Here is a 21,017-nt window from a genome sequence, read left to right as displayed (position 1 = left end):
GGCATTTCTTTATCTGCATTTACATGAAAGAAAAATCTCATTATTTACGCCACACTATCGAGTTTTAGCCCCGCCAAACATAGAAAAAGGTGCTAGGATAGCGATATCTCACCACATAAACTACTTCCGATGAACTCCCGCACGGGGGTTTAGAGAAAAATACACATCAATGCAGTGATGTGCATTTTCTTTTTCTATTCGCTCCTCACAAGCAAATATGCAAAAGAATGCAAATATTTTCTCGAAGGTGCATTTATGTGAGTGGATGACCAACCCACTTGCCGCTTCCGGCACTCACATACGCAAAGGACCCCGATGTCTTTTACCACTCACCCCTCAGCGCGCGGTGTCGCACGCACCGCGCTGAGCCTGGGCACCGCCGCAGCACTCGTCACGACCCTGGGCGCCCCCGCATCCTTCGCGGCACCCGCCAAGGCTAACGGAGCCGAGCGCGCCAAGGCGCACACCACCATTTCCTCCCTCAGCTCCGCACAGCAGAAGGCAGGCTTCAACCGATTCGTTATCACCTACACCGATAGCGCTCTGAACGCAGGTGGCATCAACTGGGCAAGCCCCGCAGGCACCCAGGTTGCCACCTGGAACGACGGCCTCTACCAGGGTCTCACCTCCGAGGTGAAGAGCGTCGATGACCTCTTCAAAATCAAGACCAGCTACGTACGCACCACCGCTCAGAAGGCAACCGTGGTGACTCTCTCCTCCAAGCTCACCGCGGAGCAGGCAGAGAAGTACATGGCGGCGCTGAGCTCTAACCCCTCCGTCGCGTCGGTTGAGCCCGACCTGCTGCGCCGCTCCAACGCACGCACCCGTACCGCCGCAAACTCCAAGGTCGCTCAGGTAGCCCAGGCTGCCCAGGCGTCGAACCAGGTTGTGGCGCCGAACGACACCCTCTACCCGCAGCAGTGGAACCTGCACGGCACCAAGGGTCTGGCTACCCCCGAAGCGTGGAAGACCACCCAGGGTGCCGGCGTGACCGTTGCTGTGATTGACTCCGGCATCGTCAAGCACCCCGACCTGGACGCTAACGTCCTGCCCGGCTACGACTTCATCACCGAGCCCTCCATTGCTCGTGACGGCAACGGCCGCGACTCCGACCCGACCGACCAGGGCAACTGGGAAGAAGCGGGCGTCTGCGGTGCTGATGCAGAGGCAAGCGAGTCGAACTGGCACGGCACCCACGTTGCCGGCTCCATCGCGGCGATTATGAACAATAAGCGCGGTATCGTCGGCGTGGCACCCTCCACCAAGATCCTGCCCGTGCGTGCCCTGGGCATGTGCGGCGGCTACGACTCCGACATTGCGGATGCAATGGTTTGGGCAGCCGGCGGCACCGTTGAAGGCGTTCCTGCGAACTCCAACCCCGCCAAGATCATTAACCTCTCCCTCGGCGGCGAAGGCACCTGCCCCGCAACCTACTCCAAGGCTATTGCTGAAGTGAACAAGCGCGGCGCGATTCTCGTTGTCGCTGCTGGTAACGATGGTCAGGACACTTCCAAGGTCGCTCCGGCTAACTGCGGCGGTTCGATCGTGGTGGGCGCTACCGACCAGAACGGTAAGCGTAGCGACTTCTCCAACTACGGCAAGCTTGTTGATGTGAGCGCCCCCGGCAGTAGCATCATGTCCACCGTGGATCTGGGTACCACCGTGTCCACCGGCGCAGGCTACACCGAGTACGACGGCACCTCCATGGCAGCACCCCAGGTTGCTGGCGTGATTGCTCTAATGAAGTCCGTGGATCCCTCGCTGAACGCTGAGCGTGCAAAGCAGATTCTGAAGCAGAGCTCCAAGCCGCTCACCTGCGATGTGAACGGTTGCGGTTCCGGCATTGTGAACGCCGCGAGCGCACTGGCTATGGTGCAGGGCAAGAAGGACCCGAACCCGCAGGCAAAGCCCTGGCCGAAGCGTGCACCCAAGCACCCGACCCGTGCGGCACGTGTTGGTTACGTGACTAACCCGGCTGTTAACCACAACCCGCCGTTCCTGATTACTGCTCACGGCCTGATTCCCGGTCAGTAATCGGCATGTTGCCAGCTCGGAAGCCGGTGAGCCAATAGGCTTCTGAAGGATGCCACATACAAAAAGCCCCCGTTGAGTTTTCTCAGCGGGGGCTTTTCGTGAACAGAACGCTGCGGCTTTTGATGCTGCAGCATGCTTCTCCCACCCACCCTCACGACTGACAGGTGGGAGAAATCTTTGGGCACGCCCCTAACGAGCTGGACGCTAGGGTAGACGAGCTAGGGGCGTACCTGGGAGGCGCGCACACCGGTACGGATACCGGCAGCCTCCATGCGAGTGGACTCGTAGCTCACCGCGCGCAAGCCGGAAGAGGCGGCGATTGCCTGAGTCTTTTCTCGCGTATTTTCCTGACGCTGGGTGGGTAGAAAAACCCAGCGGCGCTGGACCGCGAAGCTGATTGGGATCAGAATCAGTTCGGTCAGGATCTTGGCGACCAGCAGGGATGCACCCAGGCCGGTCAAAGCTTCCATCAGGGCCGCGTTGGCGGCGAGGATACCCACCGCCAGCACGGTGTACCGTACCAGCGAGGCGGATGCCGAGGGGCGTGTGCCCCCGTCGTGCATGAGCATTCGGTTGACGGTGAAGTTCGTCAGCGCCGAGATGATGCGGGCACCGACCACGGCTGCCAGCAGCGGAGCGCCCATGCCCACCAGGACGAAGAGGGCGATAGCATCCACGAGGAAGCCGGTCAGGAAAGACGATGCCAGGAAGGCGAGCAACGGCGCGTAAATGAGCGCCGAGTCCTGCAGAGGCCTAAAGTGGCTGGTCGGGTTGCCAGGCTCGTAGACCTTCACGATGGGTACCTGCACCAGGTCCACGTCTGCGCGGGTTGCGCGCAGCAGCATGGAGAACTCGTACTCGTACTTATCGCCGGGAATCTGCAGCAGCCAGTCCAGGATCTGCGGGGTGAAGCCGCGCAGACCGGTCTGGGTGTCTGCCATGCGGGCGCCGGTCGCCAGGGCGAAGAAGCCTACGGTTGCGCTGTTACCAATTTTGGAGCGCAGCGGCACCTTCGTGCCTTCTTCACCGGCGTTCGGGTCGGGCTTGGTACGCACGCCGAGGATGATGCTCCTCTGCCCTGCCGCCGCGGCGGTTTCGGTGCGCACACCCACACGGAAGATATCCCGAGGTAGGTGCTGGCCGTCCGCGTCGGCGGTGACGATGACCTCGCCGGGGCGGTTTGCTTTCGCCCAGGCGATGCCGGTGCGCAGTGCCGCACCCTTGCCCCTGTTGGCGGGGTGGGTCTGCACGGTCACGCCGTCGATGCGCAGTTCGGTAAAGATGGGTGCGTAGGCGCTACCGGATCCGTCGTCAATCACGAGGATTTCGGCGGCAGGGTCCTGTTTGCGCAGGGCCCGGGCAAGGCGGACCAGTGATTGGTCCGGCTTATAGGCGGGTATCAGGATAATCACGATGCGCTCCCTGCAATGTAGAGGATGTCGCTGGTGCCACGTTCCTTGGTGCCACCCTGCGGGCGGTTGACCAGCTTGTTGTTGAAGACCATGGCGGAGGAGCCACCACCGTCCAGGTTGTAGGCGCTCACGCAGCCGAGGTCCTTGAACATTTGGGCGAACTCGGGCATGGTCACGCCGCGCGAGTAGTTGGTGGAGCGGCCGTCGACCACGATGAAGACCAGGTGGTTGGTGCCGAGCACGCCCACACCGGTTCGCGGCTGGTTGCCCTGGATGGAGTGGTTACCGAAGTTGGTGTCCACTTCGACGCTGTCGATGCCGTCGACTACCGCGGAGTCCTTGACCAGTGCGGGGCCGAAGGAGAGGGTGTTCCATACACCTTCGTTGACGAGGGTCTGGGCGTTGGTTGCGGTTTCGTCGTAGAGTTTGACGGAGCCGTCGCGGTAGAAGGCCAAGCCCTCGCGAGCGCCGGAGTCACGGTAGACAACACCGTTTCGAATTACGATGCCGGTGGTACGGAAGCCGTAGTAGTCGCCGTTGATCGCCCAGATGCCGTTGTGTTCGGAGGCAATGTTCGAGGGGGTGTCGATGATGTTCTGGCCGAACTTGTTGTTGGCGAAGGCGCTTCGCAGCAGGGTTGCGTTGTTGAGCTTGATGTCTGCTACGAAGGAGACGACCGCATCGGAACCGCTGCCGGTGGTGTTGGAGGTGATGGTGATCGAGCCTTCGTTAGCGGTGAGGCTCTGGCCGTTGACCTTCACGCCGGTCAGTTCGGTGGGATCTGCGGTGGCGGAGCCGGAGGCGCTTGCGTTTGCCTGAGCTGCTGCCGCCTCGTAGGCGGTGGTGTCTTCGATTTCAGTGTGCTCTGCCAGGTAGCGGTTGTAGGCCCAGCCTGCGCCGCCGCCGACTACTGCGAGTGCGCCGAGGCCGCCGCCGATGAAAATTCGACGGGTGAGCTTCTTCTTGGCTAGCTTCTGCTCTGCAACGGTTTGCGCTGCGTTAGCTTGTTCTGCTGCGGTCTGGGTGGTCTGGTCAATGTTCTGAGTCATGTTCTGTTCGTTGTTCATGTCTCTAGAATGCCGGGCTATTCTCTGTGCCAGGCATTACTAAGCTGTGCAGAAGCTATGTATGCTTATTCATTCCAGGCTTTTTTATTACTGCCTGTTCCGTATTACCAGAAGATGCTATACACACCCATGTATAAACATGTGTACTGGCTGTGTGTACCAAGCAGTTGAGCACCCACCGCATCCCCACTCCCCCACGCGCACGTGGCCACTCGAAGGCACGAAAAAACCGGCTGAGCACCCCGTACGGGGCCTCAAGCCGGTTCATCATCTATGAAATACGCTCGGTCGATATGCACCGAATCATTCCGCGTATTCTTTATGCCTCATCCTCGTAGGACGCGTACTTTTCTGCGTATGCCGAGTAGTCGTCCTCGTCGTCATAGCGACGGCGGGACGAATCGGAGGACTTCGTTTTCTTCGCGCTGCTGAGCTCGCGCTCGAGTGCGCTGTAGTCGGTCTCGGGGCTGAAGTACTTCATCTCCCGAGCCTGCCTAGTTGCTTTAGCCTTCTGACGGCCGCGCCCCATGGCGTGACCCCCTCTTTCATCCTGTCCGAGGCGAACAGCACGCGCGGCGCATCGCTCTCGGATCGTTCAACAGTCTTTACTACACTATAGAGTACCCTGTTTCAGCCCTGAATGTCTCGCTGGACGGCACCTATTTTGCGTATCAGAGCACTTCTTCGCACCGGAACAACCGTTTTATTTTGCACCCGCAGCTTTTTTACCCCAGCCGCCACACTCCCTATATAACACGTAGCCCCGCACCGGATATATCACTATATCCGATGCGGGGCGAGTGTCTCTGCCTCCGGCTCACTCACAAGACCGGGTTCAGAGAGGGTACCGTGCAGGTCATGACATCCCGCACGGGGTCTAAGGGAGAGCCCCCTGCCGCTGAGCCTGCGGCGAAGAAGCTGCTAGCTTGCGGTAAAGGAGCCCAGCGAGGTGGCGTTAGAAGCCAGGGTGGTGCTGGAGGCATCCACGCTATCGGTGGTGGTGTACACGGTGTAGCTCTCGCCCTTGGTGATCTTGGAACTGGAGACCAGGATCAGTGCGGTGCTGGAGTTAGTCACCTTGTAGTTCGCCACCACGTTACCGGAGGAGTCGGTCACCTGTACGGTGGTGCCTGCGCTCAGGTTCGATACGTTGCTGATCTTCACGTAGCCGCTGGTGGAGTTGGTCGAGGGTGCCTCGAACATGTCGCCGGAGTTACCCGCGGCCACGGTCGTGCCGTTGAGCAGCAGGTCACCGTTGGTGTCCAGGGATGCGTTACCGCCGGTGAAGGGACCGTTCACGATCAGGGTGCCACCGGAGAGGGTTGCCGTACCGTTGGAGTCGATGCCGTCGCCGTTCGTATTCACGGTGACGGTACCGCCGGTGATGTTGATGGTTGCGTCGACCACCTCGAAGGTGCCGCCACCACCCATGCCGCCGCCCATGCCGCCACCTGCGCCACCGCCAGCCGGGGGCTGACCCATAGTGCCCGAGGGAGCCTGACCGCCACCTGCAGGTACCTGACCTGCGCTACCGCTGGGCGCCTGGGGCGCAGAGTTCTGGCCACCCTGCGCGCTCTGCTTAGTCGAGGTTGCAGTAGTCGACTCAGTGCTGGTCGAGGTGGTGCTGTACGAGGCGTTGATACCGTCATCGGAGCTGGTCACGTTCACGGTGCCGTCCAGGATGTTGATGTACTGCGCCTCAATACCCTCGTTCGCCCTGGTAATGTTCAGGGTACCGCCGGAGATTTCAAGCACGCGCTCAGCCTTGAAACCGTCATCACCTGCAGAGATGTTCACGGTACCGCCGCTCAGGCGTACCCAGCCGCGGTTGCCGTCGGTGTCGTTAGTTGCCTTGATGCCGTCCTTGGTTGCGGTCACGGTGATGGTGCCGTCCAGGATATCGACGTAGTCCTTACCCTTGATGCCGGTGTTTGCCGCGTTCACTTCCAGGGTGCCGGAGGCAATGACCAGGCCGTCAGAGGTGTGGATACCCTCTTCGTACTTACCTTCAACCTTCAGGGTGCCTTCGCCCGCCAGGGTCAGGTCACTCTTGGAGTAGATAGCTGCATCGGGGCTGCCGCTGGCGGTATCCGAGTAGGAGGAGCCGTCAGAGACGGTGTTGGTGGTACCCGAGGCGGTGTAGATAACGACCTCGTCCGCCTCAACAACGTTGATAGCTGCACCGGTGGAGTTGGTGATTGTCGCGTTGTTCAGGATCAGGCGGACCATGTCACTGTCGGCTGCATCAACCTTAATCTGGCCATCGTAGGTGCCGGTGAGCTTGTAGTTGCCCGCCTTGGTGATGGTGATGACGCCGTCGCTGACGGTCACACCGTCGGTCGCGGTCGGGTTAGAAAGATCGATAGTAACTTCGCTGGAGGAATCCCAGGTCAGATCCTTCGCGGAGTAGTGGGTGTCCTCGGCGAGCTTCGCTCCGCTCTTCACGTCGGTGGAGAAGGAGTCTGCCACCTTCGACGTGGTGCCCGAAGTGCTCGAAGCGGAGGTACTGATTGCACTCGAAGCGCTGGCATTCGATGCCGAGGTTGCCGAGCAGCCGGTCAACGCCAGGGCTGCCAGGAGGGTAATGGAGGTTGCGCTCTTAATCATATTGCTCTTTTTCACGGGTTTTCCTTTGTGTTTGGGTGACCACTCGCGTAGAGCCAGCGCCACAGGGGTAAGACGTATGTGAAATGTGAATATGTGTGAGAGCGGTTATTGCCTGTGTGGGGCGAATAAGGCCGATGTTGTGCTTGGTTCGGGGGTATAGGTTAGGGGGCTGGGGACGCGGGTAAGGTAGGTGCGCTACCCTACCCGCGCATCCAGATTGTTGTTATAGCCAGATTGCCGTTTTAGGCGGCTGCGAAACGCTCGGTCAGCAGCTTCTGGTAGTCCTCTTCGGTCATGTCATCCACGTTCAGGCGGGTGCCATTGACCGGTTCCAGGTGCATCCAGTTCTTCAGGGTTTCTTCCCACTTGTTGCTTGCCAGCTGCGGGTTCAACGCCGCCATACCGGTTGCAAACTTGGAAATCTTCGCGGGGGTGATGCCCGCATCCCAGAGGTGCTGATCTGCCACGGAGGGCTCCACGCCGGACTTGGTTTCGATGATGACCGCATTCGGCAGGCCGTAGGTGGTGCCGACCAGGTTGCCGTGGAAGTTGCGGTAGTTCACGCCCGCCATGAGGATGTTCTCGGACATGGGGGTCCAGGTCAGGGCGTTATCTACGGTCATACGGGAGGCGACCGGGTTCTTCTCGCTCTGCGGCAGGAAGACCGTGGTACGGCGGTAGCCGGTGGTCAGAACCGCCTCCAGCTTGTGCACGGGGCCGGCGAGGATATCGCCGAGTGCTGCGGTGATGTACTCGTGACCTTCCGCGGTGAGCGTATCGCGGTTCTCGAAGGTGTACGGGATACGCTTCTTGACGGTCATATCCTGCTCACCGTCGGTCTTGACCTCCAGGAAGGTCAGTTCCGAGTCCAGGTAGCTACGGGTACGGATCTTGAAGGTGTCGTCGCGGCTGTAGGCTGCCGAGTGGTAGCTCTGCATCTGCGGGGTGTCGAAGTAGACCGAGTCGTAGGCGAAGTCGCGCTGGCCATCGATTTCCATGACGGAGGCGTCTGCGTCGAGCGTGGAGAGTACCTTGGCGGCGGTTTCTGCGTCGACAATGTACTTGCGGTCCACGCGGGTCTGCATGGCTGCCTTTTCGTTCATGGCTTCGAGGCTGATGCTCTTCCACTCTGTGGGAATGATGTTTGCGGCTGCGTTAGTCATGGGTCTTCGTCCTTCTGGGGTGCCGCCCCTGCGTGCTGTGCGCTGGGGGGCGGCGTGTCGTGGGTATCGGAGAGTTTGTGCAGTTGGAGTGAATCGGAGGCTTTTATACCGGCTGGTCTTACTTGCCCACCAGGGTGCGCTGGAGCGGAACCATCCGGGTGTCCAGGGTGGTGTGCGCCTCGGCTGTGGGAACCTGAGGTGCTGCCGAGTAAGCCGCAGGAGCCTGCGATGCTACCGTCTGAGCGGCTACAGGCTGAGCCGCCTCCCCTGCCGCGGGGGTGCCGCCCTCGGTGGTTTCCTTGGGCTGGTAGGTGACGGTGGCGCGGGCCAGGTCGTTCACCATGTCCAGCTCGGTGATCTTCGCCGAGGTGACGGTGTAACCCAGGCGAGCGCTCAGGTATGCCTTGAGCTCTTCCTCGTCGCTGATCGCACGATCGGCGGTAACGGTCTGAGTCTGATCGGTAGAGACCGGGGTGCTGCGCGAGTCGAGAATCGCGATGAGGCCGACCAGGGTAGCCATGAGGCCGAAGGCGATGTACGCCGGGCTAATGTTCACACCTGCGATCATGCCGACCGAGAGGGCTACGAAGTAGTAACCCACCTCGCGCTGGCTCAGGGCGGTGGAACGCAATCGGATAATCGACAGGACACCGAAGAGGCCCATACCCATAGCGGATGCGTTCGATCCGGCGGATACCAGCGCCACCGAGACGGTGAAGATGCCGGCGTTGATGACCGCGTAGGAAATCATCAGTTCGCGGTTGCGGTGCCGCACCATGTAGAGGGTGCAGAGAGCTGCGATGGCTATGGCATCGGCAATCGCCATGGTCAGAATAGTCATTGGGTGCTCCAGATATCGTGTCGTGATGTTCGCAGTGCTTTTTGCTGTCTGTTCTTCAGCTTCGGGCTGTGCGTTCTTTGTAGTATCTAGATTCCCGTGCAAGCCTGTGTTTACCCTGTGCTGCCCTTAACTTAGAGATAAGTGTTAGAAGTCTCTAGTAAATCTGCTGGTCAAATGCACTAGAGGCTATTATTTTTTTCCTCTCTCCACTACGTTTTCTGTATCTTCTGCGGTATCAAAAAGCACAAAAAATGGGCTCCCTCCGATATGGAGGGAGCCCATAAAAGCAGCTAAAAACTTAGCGACTAGGCGTTATTAAGCCTTCTTGCGCATGCGGGTTGCCACGATGGTCGCACCACCAGCACCCAGAGCAATCAGACCCAGGCCAGCAGCGGTCATCGCATCGGATGCACCGGTCTTAGCCAGGGAAGAAGAGTTCTTGGAGGATGCGTTCGAGGAACCGGAGCCCAGGTTGTCGTTCGAGCCGGAGCTCAGCGAAACGCTGTCAGACTTCTTGGAGTTCTCGTAGTCAACGGGCTGCTCGCAACCATAGTCGTCGCCATCAGCGTTGAACTTCTCACGGTAATCCGGGTGGCTCTTGTGAATCGGCGCCAGACCTGCTGCCTCAACGTCAGCGCAGTTCTGGAAGCGGAAGCTCTCGGAAGGCTGGGGAGCCGGAGCTGCGTTCTCGTCAGACTTCTGCTCTTCGGCAGGCTTCTGATCCTCAGCAGGCTTGGTTTCCTTAGCGTCCTCAACTGCGGGAGCGGAGGTCTCGTCAGCAGGCTTGGGAGCCTCAGTGGTCGAATCCTGGGTCGGAGCCGGGGTCGAGTCCTCGGAGGGGGTCGGAGTCGGGTTCTCGGAAGGAGCCGGGGTCGGGTCCTGAGAAGGAGCGGGGGTGGGCGCCTCGGAGGGAGCGGGCTGCTCTGCAACCTTAATGGTCACGGTAGCTGCCTTACCGCCGCGGGGAACGTCACCGTCCTTCAGGGAGCCGGACAGCAGGTAAATGTCGACGGAAACGCTGCCGTGCAGCTCTGCCTGCCAGGGGATGGTAACGGAGAAGTTGCCAGCCGCGTCAGCGTGGATTTCCAGGTAGTCCTGGCCGTTAATCTTAACTGCACCCTTGTTCAGCTTCAGTGCCAGGACGGAACCGGAGGTGCCGTCAGCGGTCTTGAAGCCCTCGCCGCCAATGTTCAGACCCTGACCCTCAACCCATACGTCGGGGGCGATGAACTGTGCAGAGTCTGCGTAGGTGTGGACAACCTGAGGTGCGCCTTCAACAGCGAAGGTCGCGGGGACGGAAGTAGCAACGAGGCCACAGCCGATGAGGGCGGTGGCACCAATGCGTGCGATGTTGTTTCGAATATTCATGCCACCCATTCTAACGAGCGAAGCTTGGGATACCGGCTCCCAAGACGCTAATTTGCCATGACCTGACTCACAAAACATATTTTTCTTGAAGGTTTCTTGAAGGCATGGTTGAACTATATAAGCCTTTTGCACCGCCGTGCACACCTAAACTCTCAACCCGACATTGAAGAAACTAACAGGTACATACCCCATCCCATCAGCACAACCCAATAGCAAAAACCACCCCGTTAAACGCGAAAATCCCTTCCGCCTGAACGCTCGAAAGCATTCAGGAGAGGGGACTCTCACGCACCGCACCGGGCGGCGGCAATAGTTTTAGGAGTTCTTGCGGTTGCGCACAGCGGTCACGCCAGCAACACCCAGGCCCAGAGCCACCAGGCCCATACCAGCAATGGTGAAGGCGTTAGAAGCACCGGTGTTAGCCAGGGAAGAGCGCTGAGCGCGGCTCGAGGTGTAGCTGCTCGAAGAGGAGGAGTCGCCGCCCAGGTTATCCAGACCACCAGAGTTGCGGGACGAAGAACCCGAGGAGCTGTTGGAGGAGGAACCGTCGGTTACCTCGCTGTTAATGACCTCGCAACCCAGGCCGTTACCGTCGTTATCAAACTTCTTGCGGAAGTCTGGGTGGCTTTCGTGCATAGGCGCCAGGCCAGCGGCCGCAACCTCTGCACAGTTCGCGAAGCGAGTGCTCTCAGCCGAAGCAGTCACCTGCTCGGTAGCGGAGGCGGAATCACCCAGCTGATCCTTCGCCTCGTTCGCAACGGCTGCGTTCTGATTAGCAGCAGCCGACTCGGTAGCAGGTGCCGAAGCGGAGGGGGTCGCCACCACAGAAGCCGATGCGGTAGCCGAGGGGCTCACCGAAGCGGTAGCGGACGCCTTCTCATCGGCGCGGTTCTTGATCTCTGCATCTACGGAGGCAACAACCTCATCAGCGGCGGTAGCCGAAGCCGAAGGAGTCGCAGATGCGGAGGGCGCAACAGAAGCGGAGGGGGTAGCCACCACGGAAGCCGAAGCAGAAGCGGTTGCCGAAGGGCTCACCGAAGCGGTAGCGGAGGGGGTTGCTTCCTGAACGGAACGAGCCTCAATCTTCACGGTCGCAGCCTTGCCGCCGCGAGCGGTGTCGTTGTCCTTCAGGGAGCCGGAGAGCAGGTAGACGTCCACGGAGATACGCTCATCCAGGTCGTTCTGCCAGGGAATGGAAACGGAGAAGTTGCCCTTCTCGTCAGCCTGAACTTCCAGGTAGTCCTTGCCGTCAATCTTGACGGAGCCCTTGTTCAGCTTGATAGCGATGACGGAGCCGGAGGTGCCGTCCTGAGTCAGGAAGCCTTCGCCGGTAATCTTCAGGGTTTCGCCCTTGTACCAGACCTCAGAGATGTGGGAAGTCGCCTTGTCGGAGTAGACGTGGGTGACGGACTCTTCACCGTTCTGAGCGAACGTTGCGGGGATTGCGGTGACCGCCAGACCGCAGCCGATCAGGGCGGTGGCACCGAAGCGAGTGATAGTGTGTCGAATGTCCATCCCATCATTTTATCCCCGCGCTCTGGGTGTATCCGCCTGTCCAGGGGCTATTTGCAATGACTTGCAACACAAAATAGCACTTTCGTGCAGTTAACGACGGGCCAGCTATAGGTCAGTGCACGCGCGGCAAAATTCGCCGGGCGCTAGCGCTACCTAGTCGTCAATCTCGTCAAGCATGAGCTCCAGTGCCTCACCCACGCCGGTGCGCCACAGGTAGGTAGCCTTCGCATCCGCACGACCGGGGCCGCCATTGATGACAGCGACCGGCTTGCCGGCACGCAGAGCCTCCAACACAATCTTGTAGCTACTCATAACCGCCACCGAGGAGCCCACCACCAGCAGCGCCGAACATTCAGCGAGCATGGCGTCCTTGAGCGCCTTACGTTCGGCGGGCACGGACTCACCAAAGTACACCACATCCGGCTTGAGGCGGGTCGAACCACAGCCAAGGCAGGGCACCATCTGAAAATCGCGGATATAGCGGTCGTCCAACTCCACATCGCCATCAGGGTTCACGCGCAGCTCTTCGTCTTCAAGGCGCGCCAGGTAGCCGAGGTTCGCAGCATCCAGGCGTGTATCCAGGCTTTCGCGACTCTCGTCCTGCCCGCAGTCCAGGCACACAATACGAGAGAGGTCGCCGTGCAGCGCCAGCAGACGGGAGCTTCCAGCACGGGCGTGCAGCCCATCCACGTTCTGCGTAATCACGCCGCTCACGGCACCCAGCTGCTCCAGCTCGGCGAGCGCATAGTGGGCGCGGTTCGGTTCGGCGCGGCGCATGCGGCGCCAACCCACGTAGGAGCGCGCCCAGTAGCGTTGGCGGGCGGCGTCATCGTAGCGGAATTCCTGGTAGGTCATGGGGCGGTGGTCGTGCAGGGAGCCGCCGGGTCCGCGGTAATCGGGGATGCCGGATTCGGTGCTCACTCCCGCGCCGGTGAGCACGAGAACCTTACCCGCTTTGAGTAGCTTGGCAATACCCGCGGAGGCGTATTCTTCGTCGTGCGGGGTGGCGTTCTCAGAGACAACGCGCTGAATCGAGCGGATTGCGGCACGGTGCACGGAGGCGATTTCTTCGCGCTGCTCACCGGCGGCGGCGAAGTTCTGGTGGTCAGTCCAGCGGTCCATTCTTCTCCTCAATGCTCTGTGTATTAGTGCGGTTCTAGTGCGTTAAACGGCTGTGGGGTACCCCTTTTGAGGGTACCCCACAGCCTATTTCTTATGGTTTCGAATGTGCAAACTCAGCCACAGGCTAAGTCCGCCCAGCCAACCGGTTGAGCTTAGTTCTCAGCCTTCTGCTCACGCTCGGAGGTCACCGACAGGCCGTCGCTGGCAACGTCCGGGTTCACGTCCACGGTCACGGTGTCGCCGTCGTGGATTGCGCCGGAGAGGATGCCGCGAGCCAGGCGGTCGCCAATCTCACGCTGAACCAGGCGGCGCAGCGGGCGGGCACCGAATGCCGGGTCGTAGCCGGTCTTACCCAGCCACTCGAGGGCTGCCTCGGTCACGTTCAGGGTGAGGCGGCGGTCCTCCAGACGCTTAGCCATGCTCTTGATCTGCAGGCCCACGATCTGGCCCAGGTTCTCAGCCGACAGGGGCTGGAACATGATGATGTCGTCCAGTCGGTTGAGGAACTCGGGGCGGAATGCCTGGTGAACAACCTCCAGCGCCTTCTCGGATCGCTCCTCGAAGGGCAAATCCTGGTTGACCAGGTACTGCGAACCGAGGTTCGAGGTCAGGATCAGGATGACGTTGCGGAAGTCCACGGTGCGGCCCTGGCCGTCGGTCAGGCGGCCGTCATCGAGTACCTGCAGCAGGATGTCGAAGACCTCGGGGTGTGCCTTCTCGACCTCGTCGAGCAGGACCACCGAGTAGGGGCGACGGCGTACAGCCTCGGTCAGCTGACCGCCCTCTTCGTGGCCAACGTATCCGGGAGGGGCACCGACCAGGCGGGACACGGTGTGCTTCTCGGAGTACTCGCTCATGTCGATGCGTACCAGGGCACGCTCGTCATCGAACTGGAACTCAGCCAGTGCCTTAGCCAGCTCGGTCTTACCGACACCGGTCGGGCCCAGGAACAGGAAGGAACCAATCGGGCGGTTCGGGTCGGAGATGCCGGCGCGGGCGCGGCGCACAGCGTCAGAGACAGCGACTACTGCGGCTTCCTGGCCAATGAGGCGGGCACCGATGCGCTTCTCCATTTCGAGCAGCTTCTCGGATTCACCCTGCATCATGCGGCCTGCGGGAATACCGGTCCAGGAGGAAATCACCTCGGCAATATCGTCCGCGGTGACCTCTTCGGAGACCATGGACTCGTTCTTGGCGGTGTCCTCGGCGCGCTGTGCTTCTTCCAGCTCAGCCTGCTTTGCGGGAATCTCGCCGTAGAGCAGGCGGGATGCCTCAGCGAGGTTACCCTCGCGCTGTGCAACCTCTGCGCGGGAACGTAGCTCGTCAATCTGGGTCTTGATGTCACCCACACGGTTCAGGCTAGCCTTCTCGGCCTCCCAACGAGCGTTGAGGGCGTCGAGCTGTTCCTTCTTGTCAGCCATGTCCTTGCGCAACGCTTCCAGACGCTCCACGGATGCGGGATCGGTCTCGTCGGCAAGTGCCAGTTCCTCCATGGTGAGGCGGTCCACGGCGCGGCGCAGCTGGTCGATTTCCTCCGGTGCGGAGTCAATTTCCATGCGCAGGCGGGATGCTGCCTCGTCAATCAGGTCAATTGCCTTGTCAGGCAGCTGACGGGAGGGAATGTAACGGTTGGACAGGGTTGCTGCGGCAACCAGCGCGGAGTCAGCGATCTGCACCTTGTGGTGTGCCTCGTAGCGTTCCTTCAAGCCACGCAGAATACCGATGGTGTCATCTACGCTGGGCTCGCCCACGTACACCTGCTGGAAGCGGCGCTCCAGTGCGGGGTCCTTCTCGATGTTCTCGCGGTACTCGTCCAGGGTGGTTGCACCGATCAGGCGCAGCTCACCACGGGCAAGCATGGGCTTGAGCATGTTGCCTGCGTCCATGGAGCCTTCGGATGCGCCGGCACCGACGACGGTGTGAATCTCATCGATGAAGGTCACGATCTGACCTTCGGACTTCTTGATTTCCTCGAGGACTGCCTTCAGGCGCTCCTCGAACTCACCGCGGTACTTTGCGCCTGCGACCATGGAGCCCAGGTCCAGGCTGATGAGGGTCTTGCCGCGCAGGGATTCGGGCACGTCGCCAGAAACCATGCGCTGTGCCAGGCCTTCCACGACGGCGGTCTTACCGACGCCGGGCTCACCAATCAGGACGGGGTTGTTCTTGGTTCGGCGGGAAAGCACCTGCACGACGCGGCGAATCTCAGAGTCACGGCCGATGACCGGGTCGAGCTTGCCCGCGCGGGCAATGGCGGTCAGGTCGGTGCCGTACTTTTCGAGCGCCTGGAAGGTGCCTTCGGGGTCGGGGGTGTCCACGGTGCGGTCTCCTCGGACGTTGGGGATGGTCTGTGCGATGAGCTCTGCGGTAGCGCCGAGCTTGTGCATTGCTTCAGCGGTGCTATCGGTTCCGCTGGCAATGCCGAGCAGAATCATTTCGGTAGAAACGTAGGTATCTCCGAAGCCCTGGGCACGGGTCTGTGCCGCCTGCAGAGCAGAGAGCGCTGCACGGCTAAGGGAAGCATTCTGCACGGAGGCACCGGATGCCTTCGGCAGCTTCTTGATTTCAGCGGATGCCGCCTCGGAGATAGCGTCCACATCCAGGCCTGCAGCCTTGAGGACTGCTACGGCGACGCCTTCGCGCTGGTCCATGAGGGCCTTGAGGATGTGCGCGGTTTCAATAGTGGGGTTACCGGCGGTTTGAGCATTAGTATTTGCCGCCGAGATAACTTCTTGACTCTTGGTCGTGAACTTGTTGTCCATGATGTTCCTTTCGCATTTCGAGGGGCTTATCCTATGCGCCCCTGCATTACATAACTTGAGTCTACTCCACTCAATTATGTTTCGCAAGCCTCCTGCAAAAAAATTTTCATATTTTTCACCCCACCTCACCCCACCTCACACCCCTGACCCCCAAACAAAAGCCCCGGACAAAAGCCCCAGTCAAAACCGCATTGTTATACTGACCGGACTGGGTACTTGCGAGGCTGGGTGCTTGCGGGCTCCCACAACAATCACAGTCACGAATGGGGACCCACATGAAAATACTGGTTCTAGGTGCAACCGGCCGCACCGGCTACCTCTTCACCCGCAAAGCCCTAGAGGAGGGGCACACCGTCACCGCCTACGTGCGCAACCCCGATAGGGCACAAGCGCTTTTGGGGGCGCACCAAAATCTCACTATCATTCCGGGGACCCTGAACGATGCCGAACAGCTCGCCGCAGCATCCTCCGGGCAGGACGTCATGGTGAGCGTCCTGGGGCAGAAAGCCACGGTGCGAGAGTTTCTCTCCTCCACGTTCATGCAGGAGCGTCTGCCCCTCATCATGGAGGCGGTCACGGGCGCAGGCGTAAAGCATTGCGTTCTGATGAGTGCCTACGGTGTCGGCAATACGGTACGGACCGCGTCCCTCCCCATGCGCCTGGTGTGCAAGGTCATCATGCGCGGCATTTTCACCGACAAGGTTAAGGCGGACGCCCTGGTTGCCGAATATCAGCCATATATTTCGCGTGCTCATCCGGGCAGGCTGACCGATAAGCCCGGTAAGGGCGGGGTGAAGGTATTTGACATGGCGAGCGTCGAGCGAACTCCGGGCATCCCCACGATTGCCCGTGAAGACGTTGCCGATGCACTGCTCACTATCGCCAAGAACCCTCAGAATGCGGGCACAGATTTTTTGGTGACGATTGGGGACGTTGCCCTACACTCGCCCCAGAAATAAACCGGTAGGCTTAATGACATGACGACTACGAACACCTTCCCCGCCGCCATTCTCTTCGACCACGACGGAACCCTCGTCGATACTGAACCCGTATGGGCTGCCGCAAAGGTTGCTCTCACCGCAGAATTTGGCGGCACCTGGACCGAGCAGGACACCCTCGATTGCCTGGGCCTGTCGATGCAGTTCACCCTGGATCGTCTGCGCGAGCGCGGCGTGAACCTGCCGGACGAGGAGATTAACGATCGACTGGTGGCGAAGGTGCGCGAGGCCCTGGCGCAGCAGCCGGTCGAGTTCCTTCCTGGCATTGAGCGTTTCCTCTCGGAGGTTCACGATGCACAGATTCCGGCCGCCATCGTCACAAACGCAACCACCTCCGTGGCTCGCCGCACCGCAAACGCGGCACCCGAGGGCACGTTCTCGGTGGTTATTGGCAACGATGAGACCACCAACCCCAAGCCGGACCCGCAGCCCTATCTTTTGGCGGCGGAGCGTCTTGGTGTTGATCCGACTCAGTGCGTGGCTCTTGAGGACTCCCCGTCGGGCGTGCGCAGTGCGACCGCGGCGGGTATGCGTGTCATTGTTGTGCCGGGCGAGCTGGAGGTTCCGGCGGAGCTGGGCACCGCGCGCCTCAAGCATGAGGAGCTGACTCTGGAGGCGGTTCGCGCGCTGGCGTAACCGCCCGATTCGCACGCGGGAAGCCCTACAGAAAGGCCGGAAGCTCTGTAGAAAACTGAATACGCTTCACCATAAAGGGTGGGATGCGCGATATGAGATACCGCGTGTCCCACCCTTTGTGCGTGCTTGGGCGGTGAGCCACGCGGGCATTTGGGGCTGACACGTTTAAGCAGCGCCTTTTGAACAGGGGCTTTTAAGTGCGGCGCGACACATAGATGACAATTTATTACGAATTACTCAAAATAACCTTGACAATGGTTCCTTAAAATGATTTACTCATAATAACGATTCGGCGGGGCGACAAATCCCACCGAACCACAAGCATCACAGCATCATGAAGGAGACCATCATGGCATTCGCAAACTACACCGCACCCGGCCTGACCCTCGAAGAAGGCAAGGGCATTTCCGAGGTTCTCCAGGCACGTCTGCACGACCTGAACGACCTGCACCTGCTGCTGAAGCACGCTCACTGGAACGTGACCGGCCCCGGCTTCATCGCCGTTCACGAAATGATTGACCCCCAGGTCGACACCGTCCGCGAGTTCGTCGACGCCATCGCAGAGCGTATGGCAACCCTGGGCGCAACCCCCAATGGCCTGGCTGGCGCACTGGTCGCACAGCGCACCGTCGAGGACTACCCCGTCGGCCGCGCACGCGTTGCTGACCACCTGCACGCTCTGAACGACGTGTACACCCGTGTGATCAAGGATCACCGCAAGGCTATTGCTTTTGCCGGTGAGTCCGACCCCGTCACTGAGGACCTGCTGATTGGTCAGACCGCTGAGCTGGAGAAGTTCCAGTGGTTCATCCGCGCGTTCCTGGAAAACGGCGAAGGCAACATCTAAGCCATCGTTCTAAAGACACGAATTTTTAGAATCACGAAACCGGGCGGATGCGCTCTCCTTTATGGAGGGTGCACCCGCCCGGTTTCTGTGCTGTTTCGGTGCTTTTTCCCGACGTTTCGCCTCGCCCGCGGGGTACTCTAGAGTACGTTGAGGCGAACATTATTATCGGGTTAGGCCGTCCTAGATTTTCTGTTCAGAGTGTTCTAGAGTGGTTCACTGTTCATGACAGAGCACACAGACATGAACGCATCATCAGGCGCAGGGATCCAGCCCTGCACGCACGGCACCCGTGGAAAGGGAACTATGAGCACGCACGCCCAGCACGAGCACGGCGAAGAAACTGAGAAACTTCAGCCGGAAAACACCGCTACCGAGGCTCCGCAGGCCACCCGCCATAGCGCCGTTACCTCCCCCTCCCCCACGCAGATTAAGCGTTGGCGCCGCTACCTTGCCGATGAGGAGTCGGAGGCGCGCATCTACCGCTACCTGGCTCGCCGTGCCGAGGGTACCGACCGTGAGATTTTGCTGCAGGTTGCTGAGGCGGAGAAGCGTCACCAGCAGCATTGGCGTGACATGCTCGGCGAGCACGCGGATGTACACGTGCGCCCGTCCCTGCAATCGCAGCTACTGCAGTTCTTGGCGAAGAACTTCGGTTCGGTGTTTATTCTGGCGATGGCTCAGCGCGCCGAGTCCCGTTCCCCTTACGCTGAGGATCCGGACGCTACCGAGGAAATGGCGGCTGACGAGGCGATTCACGAGGAGATTATTCGTGCCCTGGCGACCAGTGGCAGGGAGAAGCTTTCGGGTAATTTCCGTGCGGCGGTCTTTGGCGCTAACGACGGTTTGGTGTCGAACCTGGCGTTGACTATGGGTATTACCGCATCGGGTGCATCCAGCTCGATGGTTCTGCTCTCGGGTATTGCGGGTCTGCTGGCGGGTGCGCTGTCGATGGCGGCGGGTGAGTTCGTGTCGGTGCGTTCTCAGCGTGAGCTGCTGGATGCCTCCCAGCCGACCCAGGTGACCCTGCGTGTTGCGCACGATTTGGATTTGGATTCGAACGAGCTGGAGCTCATTTACCGTGCCCGCGGCATGGAGCCGGACGCGGCGCATCACCGTGCGATGGAGCGTTTCGGCTACCTGGATTGTGACTGCGATCCGTCGCTGTCTCACCGCGAGGAAGAGGATCGTGAGGAGAATGTGGCTTTGGGTACCGATATTGGTGCCGCCGCAGCGTCGTTCGCGTTCTTCGCTTCGGGTGCGTTGGTTCCGATTCTGCCGTATATCTTTGGCTTGTCGGGTGTGTTCGCGATGGTGTTGTCCCTGCTGTTTGTGGGTGCGGCGCTGGGCTTCACCGGCGGCGTGGTGGGCCTGCTTTCGGGTGCTTCCCCGCTCAAGCGCGGTGTTCGTCAGATTCTAATTGGCTTTGGCGCTGCGTTCGTGACCTACCTGCTGGGTCTGGCGTTCGGCACGACGGTCGGCTAGTTACAACACCCCCAATAAGCTCTCGACAAGTGTATATAGCCGCTCTGGAATTTGTTTTCAAGCGTTTGAGAACTATTCGGATGCAGAAATCCCCCGGTGGATACATTCAGTGTATCCGCCGGGGGTTTTCTATATGTTCTTACCCTGCATGAGGGGTTGATCTATTACGGGTGAATCTCCGCGGTGGTGGCCTGACCGGAAACGCTCTCCGAACCGCTCGCGCCGTTGCCGGAGTAGGTCAGGTTTGCGACCTGCACGCTGGAGGTCTGCTTGTACGAAACCCAGCCGTCGTTTGCCGGGAAGCGCAGCTGCGCCGGCATGAAGTTGGTCTGGCTGTAGTACTTGGTGCCGGACTGCTTCATGGTGTACGCCTTGCTGGTGGTGTAGACGATACGACCCTTGAAGGTGTAGGTGCCGTCAGAGTTTTTGGTGACGGTCGGTACTTCTGCGGTCCAGGTGCCGGCGGTCTGCGCGACGGACAGGTACTTTGCCTGGCCTGCGGAGGCTACCAGTTCGGTGGTCTTACCGGTCAGCTTGCGACCGGAGGGGGCCCATGCCTGACCGTTGATCTTACCGAGCTTAAGGAGCGACTGTGCGCTGGCGGCGACGGTGTACTCAACCTCGGTTACGAAGGTTGCGCCAGCTGCGAGGGTGACGCTGCTGCCGGGGATGTAGCCGGTGCCGGTTGCGGTGTCCTTGGTCGGTACGGACCACCAGAAGCCGCTGGAGGACATGTATGCGCCGTTTGCGCCGGTCTGGGAGTTGGTGACGGGGGTGAACTTACCTTCGCCGTTGACGTAGGTTGCGCTCTTGGGCTTGGAGGTTGCGTCGTCCCAGTTGATGTCGGAGTCGGGGGTGCCGGAGGCAGTGAAGTGTGCCTCGGGGCTTGCCGGGTTGATGGTGCCGGTGTTGTTGGAGGATGCGTAGCCGACGTAGCCGCCGTTGTTCTGCACGCTGACGTACACGCCGTACTGCACGCCGGGGGTTTCCTTGGATGCGGCGTAGGCAGGTACTGCTGCGGAGGCTGCGACGACGGGTGCGGACCAGACGCCTGCCTTTGCGATGGTGCGGCGAGAGATGGGCTGAGTCATGAGTGTAGTGATCTCCTGTGAGTGTTTGGTGTTTCTTAGAGCCGCTCAGAATGGTTCTGACTAGGCTCAATG

Annotated in this window: 16 protein-coding genes; 5 read left to right on the top strand and 11 right to left on the bottom strand. The window is 60.3% G+C overall.

Going from position 1 to position 21,017, the window contains the following annotated elements; translation table 11 throughout:
* The first annotated feature begins 315 nt into the window (after positions 1-315).
* Positions 316-2,034, top strand: coding sequence for a S8 family peptidase (locus HMPREF2884_RS00775; protein WP_070614830.1), 1,719 nt, complete (start codon positions 316-318; stop codon positions 2,032-2,034).
* A 218-nt stretch (positions 2,035-2,252) separates the two neighbouring features.
* Here the strand turns inward: HMPREF2884_RS00775 and HMPREF2884_RS00770 are convergent, their stop codons facing one another.
* The 10 genes from HMPREF2884_RS00770 to clpB form a co-directional block, all read right to left on the bottom strand.
* Positions 2,253-3,446 (bottom strand): bifunctional glycosyltransferase family 2/GtrA family protein, encoded by a 1,194-nt coding sequence (locus tag HMPREF2884_RS00770; RefSeq protein ID WP_070614828.1) that lies wholly within the window; start codon positions 3,444-3,446, stop codon positions 2,253-2,255.
* Positions 3,443-4,513: a phosphodiester glycosidase family protein gene (locus tag HMPREF2884_RS00765; protein WP_070614825.1), complete on the bottom strand. Its 1,071-nt coding sequence runs from the start codon at positions 4,511-4,513 to the stop codon at positions 3,443-3,445. The genes HMPREF2884_RS00770 and HMPREF2884_RS00765 overlap by 4 nt, the downstream gene beginning before the upstream one ends.
* A 319-nt stretch (positions 4,514-4,832) precedes the next feature.
* Entirely contained in the window at positions 4,833-5,042 is a 210-nt protein-coding gene (locus HMPREF2884_RS00760) for a DUF3073 domain-containing protein (RefSeq protein ID WP_005504588.1), read from the bottom strand.
* A gap of 392 nt (positions 5,043-5,434) precedes the next feature.
* A complete protein-coding gene (locus HMPREF2884_RS00755; RefSeq protein ID WP_049346068.1) occupies positions 5,435-7,135 on the bottom strand; it encodes a carbohydrate-binding domain-containing protein in 1,701 nt (566 codons plus the stop codon).
* Between the two features lie 227 nt (positions 7,136-7,362).
* Entirely contained in the window at positions 7,363-8,283 is a 921-nt protein-coding gene (locus HMPREF2884_RS00750; RefSeq protein ID WP_049346069.1) for a polyphosphate polymerase domain-containing protein, read from the bottom strand.
* A gap of 118 nt (positions 8,284-8,401) precedes the next feature.
* A complete protein-coding gene (locus HMPREF2884_RS00745) occupies positions 8,402-9,124 on the bottom strand; it encodes a DUF4956 domain-containing protein (RefSeq protein WP_070614823.1) in 723 nt (240 codons plus the stop codon).
* 315 nt (positions 9,125-9,439) lie between these two features.
* Positions 9,440-10,492 carry an excalibur calcium-binding domain-containing protein gene (locus HMPREF2884_RS00740; RefSeq protein WP_070614821.1) on the bottom strand — a complete coding sequence of 351 codons (1,053 nt, stop codon included), beginning with the start codon at positions 10,490-10,492 and terminating at the stop codon, positions 9,440-9,442.
* A 315-nt stretch (positions 10,493-10,807) separates the two neighbouring features.
* Positions 10,808-12,007, bottom strand: coding sequence for an excalibur calcium-binding domain-containing protein (locus HMPREF2884_RS00735; protein WP_070599721.1), 1,200 nt, complete (start codon positions 12,005-12,007; stop codon positions 10,808-10,810).
* A 153-nt stretch (positions 12,008-12,160) separates the two neighbouring features.
* Entirely contained in the window at positions 12,161-13,129 is a 969-nt protein-coding gene (locus tag HMPREF2884_RS00730) for a Sir2 family NAD-dependent protein deacetylase (RefSeq protein WP_044150102.1), read from the bottom strand.
* 152 nt (positions 13,130-13,281) lie between these two features.
* Positions 13,282-15,891, bottom strand: a complete 2,610-nt coding sequence (gene clpB / locus HMPREF2884_RS00725; protein WP_070614819.1) for an ATP-dependent chaperone ClpB — start codon at positions 15,889-15,891, stop codon at positions 13,282-13,284.
* A gap of 275 nt (positions 15,892-16,166) precedes the next feature.
* Between clpB and HMPREF2884_RS00720 the strand changes: the two genes are divergently transcribed.
* The 4 genes from HMPREF2884_RS00720 (at position 16,167) to HMPREF2884_RS00705 (ending at position 19,854) form a co-directional block, all read left to right on the top strand.
* Positions 16,167-16,850: an NAD(P)-dependent oxidoreductase gene (locus HMPREF2884_RS00720; RefSeq protein WP_049346086.1), complete on the top strand. Its 684-nt coding sequence runs from the start codon at positions 16,167-16,169 to the stop codon at positions 16,848-16,850.
* An 18-nt stretch (positions 16,851-16,868) separates the two neighbouring features.
* The gene (locus HMPREF2884_RS00715) at positions 16,869-17,525 is read left to right on the top strand and encodes an HAD family hydrolase (RefSeq protein ID WP_049340938.1); all 657 of its coding nucleotides are present in this window, start codon (positions 16,869-16,871) and stop codon (positions 17,523-17,525) included.
* A 349-nt stretch (positions 17,526-17,874) separates the two neighbouring features.
* Positions 17,875-18,372 (top strand): DNA starvation/stationary phase protection protein Dps, encoded by a 498-nt coding sequence (gene dps / locus HMPREF2884_RS00710; RefSeq protein ID WP_005508202.1) that lies wholly within the window; start codon positions 17,875-17,877, stop codon positions 18,370-18,372.
* A gap of 303 nt (positions 18,373-18,675) precedes the next feature.
* Positions 18,676-19,854, top strand: coding sequence for a VIT1/CCC1 transporter family protein (locus HMPREF2884_RS00705; protein ID WP_070614817.1), 1,179 nt, complete (start codon positions 18,676-18,678; stop codon positions 19,852-19,854).
* A 164-nt stretch (positions 19,855-20,018) separates the two neighbouring features.
* On the opposite strand, the gene HMPREF2884_RS00700 is transcribed toward HMPREF2884_RS00705, so the two are convergent.
* The gene (locus HMPREF2884_RS00700; protein ID WP_049340935.1) at positions 20,019-20,945 is read right to left on the bottom strand and encodes a hypothetical protein; all 927 of its coding nucleotides are present in this window, start codon (positions 20,943-20,945) and stop codon (positions 20,019-20,021) included.
* Positions 20,946-21,017 lie beyond the last annotated feature (72 nt).

Origin of the sequence: Rothia sp. HMSC073B08 (assembly GCF_001812975.1) — a bacterium.
GTDB lineage: Bacteria > Actinomycetota > Actinomycetes > Actinomycetales > Micrococcaceae > Rothia > Rothia mucilaginosa.
Note: the sequence above shows the minus strand (reverse complement) of the source record. Positions and strands in the feature narration are given on the sequence as shown.

Coding starts and splice junctions, on each gene's coding strand:
- HMPREF2884_RS00775 (WP_070614830.1), top strand. CDS start 316: ATGTCTTTTACCACTCACCCCTCAGCGCGCGGTGTCGCACGCACCGCG.
- HMPREF2884_RS00765 (WP_070614825.1), bottom strand. CDS start 4,513: ATGAACAACGAACAGAACATGACTCAGAACATTGACCAGACCACCCAG.
- HMPREF2884_RS00760 (WP_005504588.1), bottom strand. CDS start 5,042: ATGGGGCGCGGCCGTCAGAAGGCTAAAGCAACTAGGCAGGCTCGGGAG.
- HMPREF2884_RS00750 (WP_049346069.1), bottom strand. CDS start 8,283: ATGACTAACGCAGCCGCAAACATCATTCCCACAGAGTGGAAGAGCATC.
- HMPREF2884_RS00745 (WP_070614823.1), bottom strand. CDS start 9,124: ATGACTATTCTGACCATGGCGATTGCCGATGCCATAGCCATCGCAGCT.
- HMPREF2884_RS00740 (WP_070614821.1), bottom strand. CDS start 10,492: ATGAATATTCGAAACAACATCGCACGCATTGGTGCCACCGCCCTCATC.
- HMPREF2884_RS00735 (WP_070599721.1), bottom strand. CDS start 12,007: ATGGACATTCGACACACTATCACTCGCTTCGGTGCCACCGCCCTGATC.
- HMPREF2884_RS00730 (WP_044150102.1), bottom strand. CDS start 13,129: ATGGACCGCTGGACTGACCACCAGAACTTCGCCGCCGCCGGTGAGCAG.
- clpB (WP_070614819.1), bottom strand. CDS start 15,891: ATGGACAACAAGTTCACGACCAAGAGTCAAGAAGTTATCTCGGCGGCA.
- HMPREF2884_RS00720 (WP_049346086.1), top strand. CDS start 16,167: ATGAAAATACTGGTTCTAGGTGCAACCGGCCGCACCGGCTACCTCTTC.
- HMPREF2884_RS00715 (WP_049340938.1), top strand. CDS start 16,869: ATGACGACTACGAACACCTTCCCCGCCGCCATTCTCTTCGACCACGAC.
- dps (WP_005508202.1), top strand. CDS start 17,875: ATGGCATTCGCAAACTACACCGCACCCGGCCTGACCCTCGAAGAAGGC.
- HMPREF2884_RS00705 (WP_070614817.1), top strand. CDS start 18,676: ATGAGCACGCACGCCCAGCACGAGCACGGCGAAGAAACTGAGAAACTT.
- HMPREF2884_RS00700 (WP_049340935.1), bottom strand. CDS start 20,945: ATGACTCAGCCCATCTCTCGCCGCACCATCGCAAAGGCAGGCGTCTGG.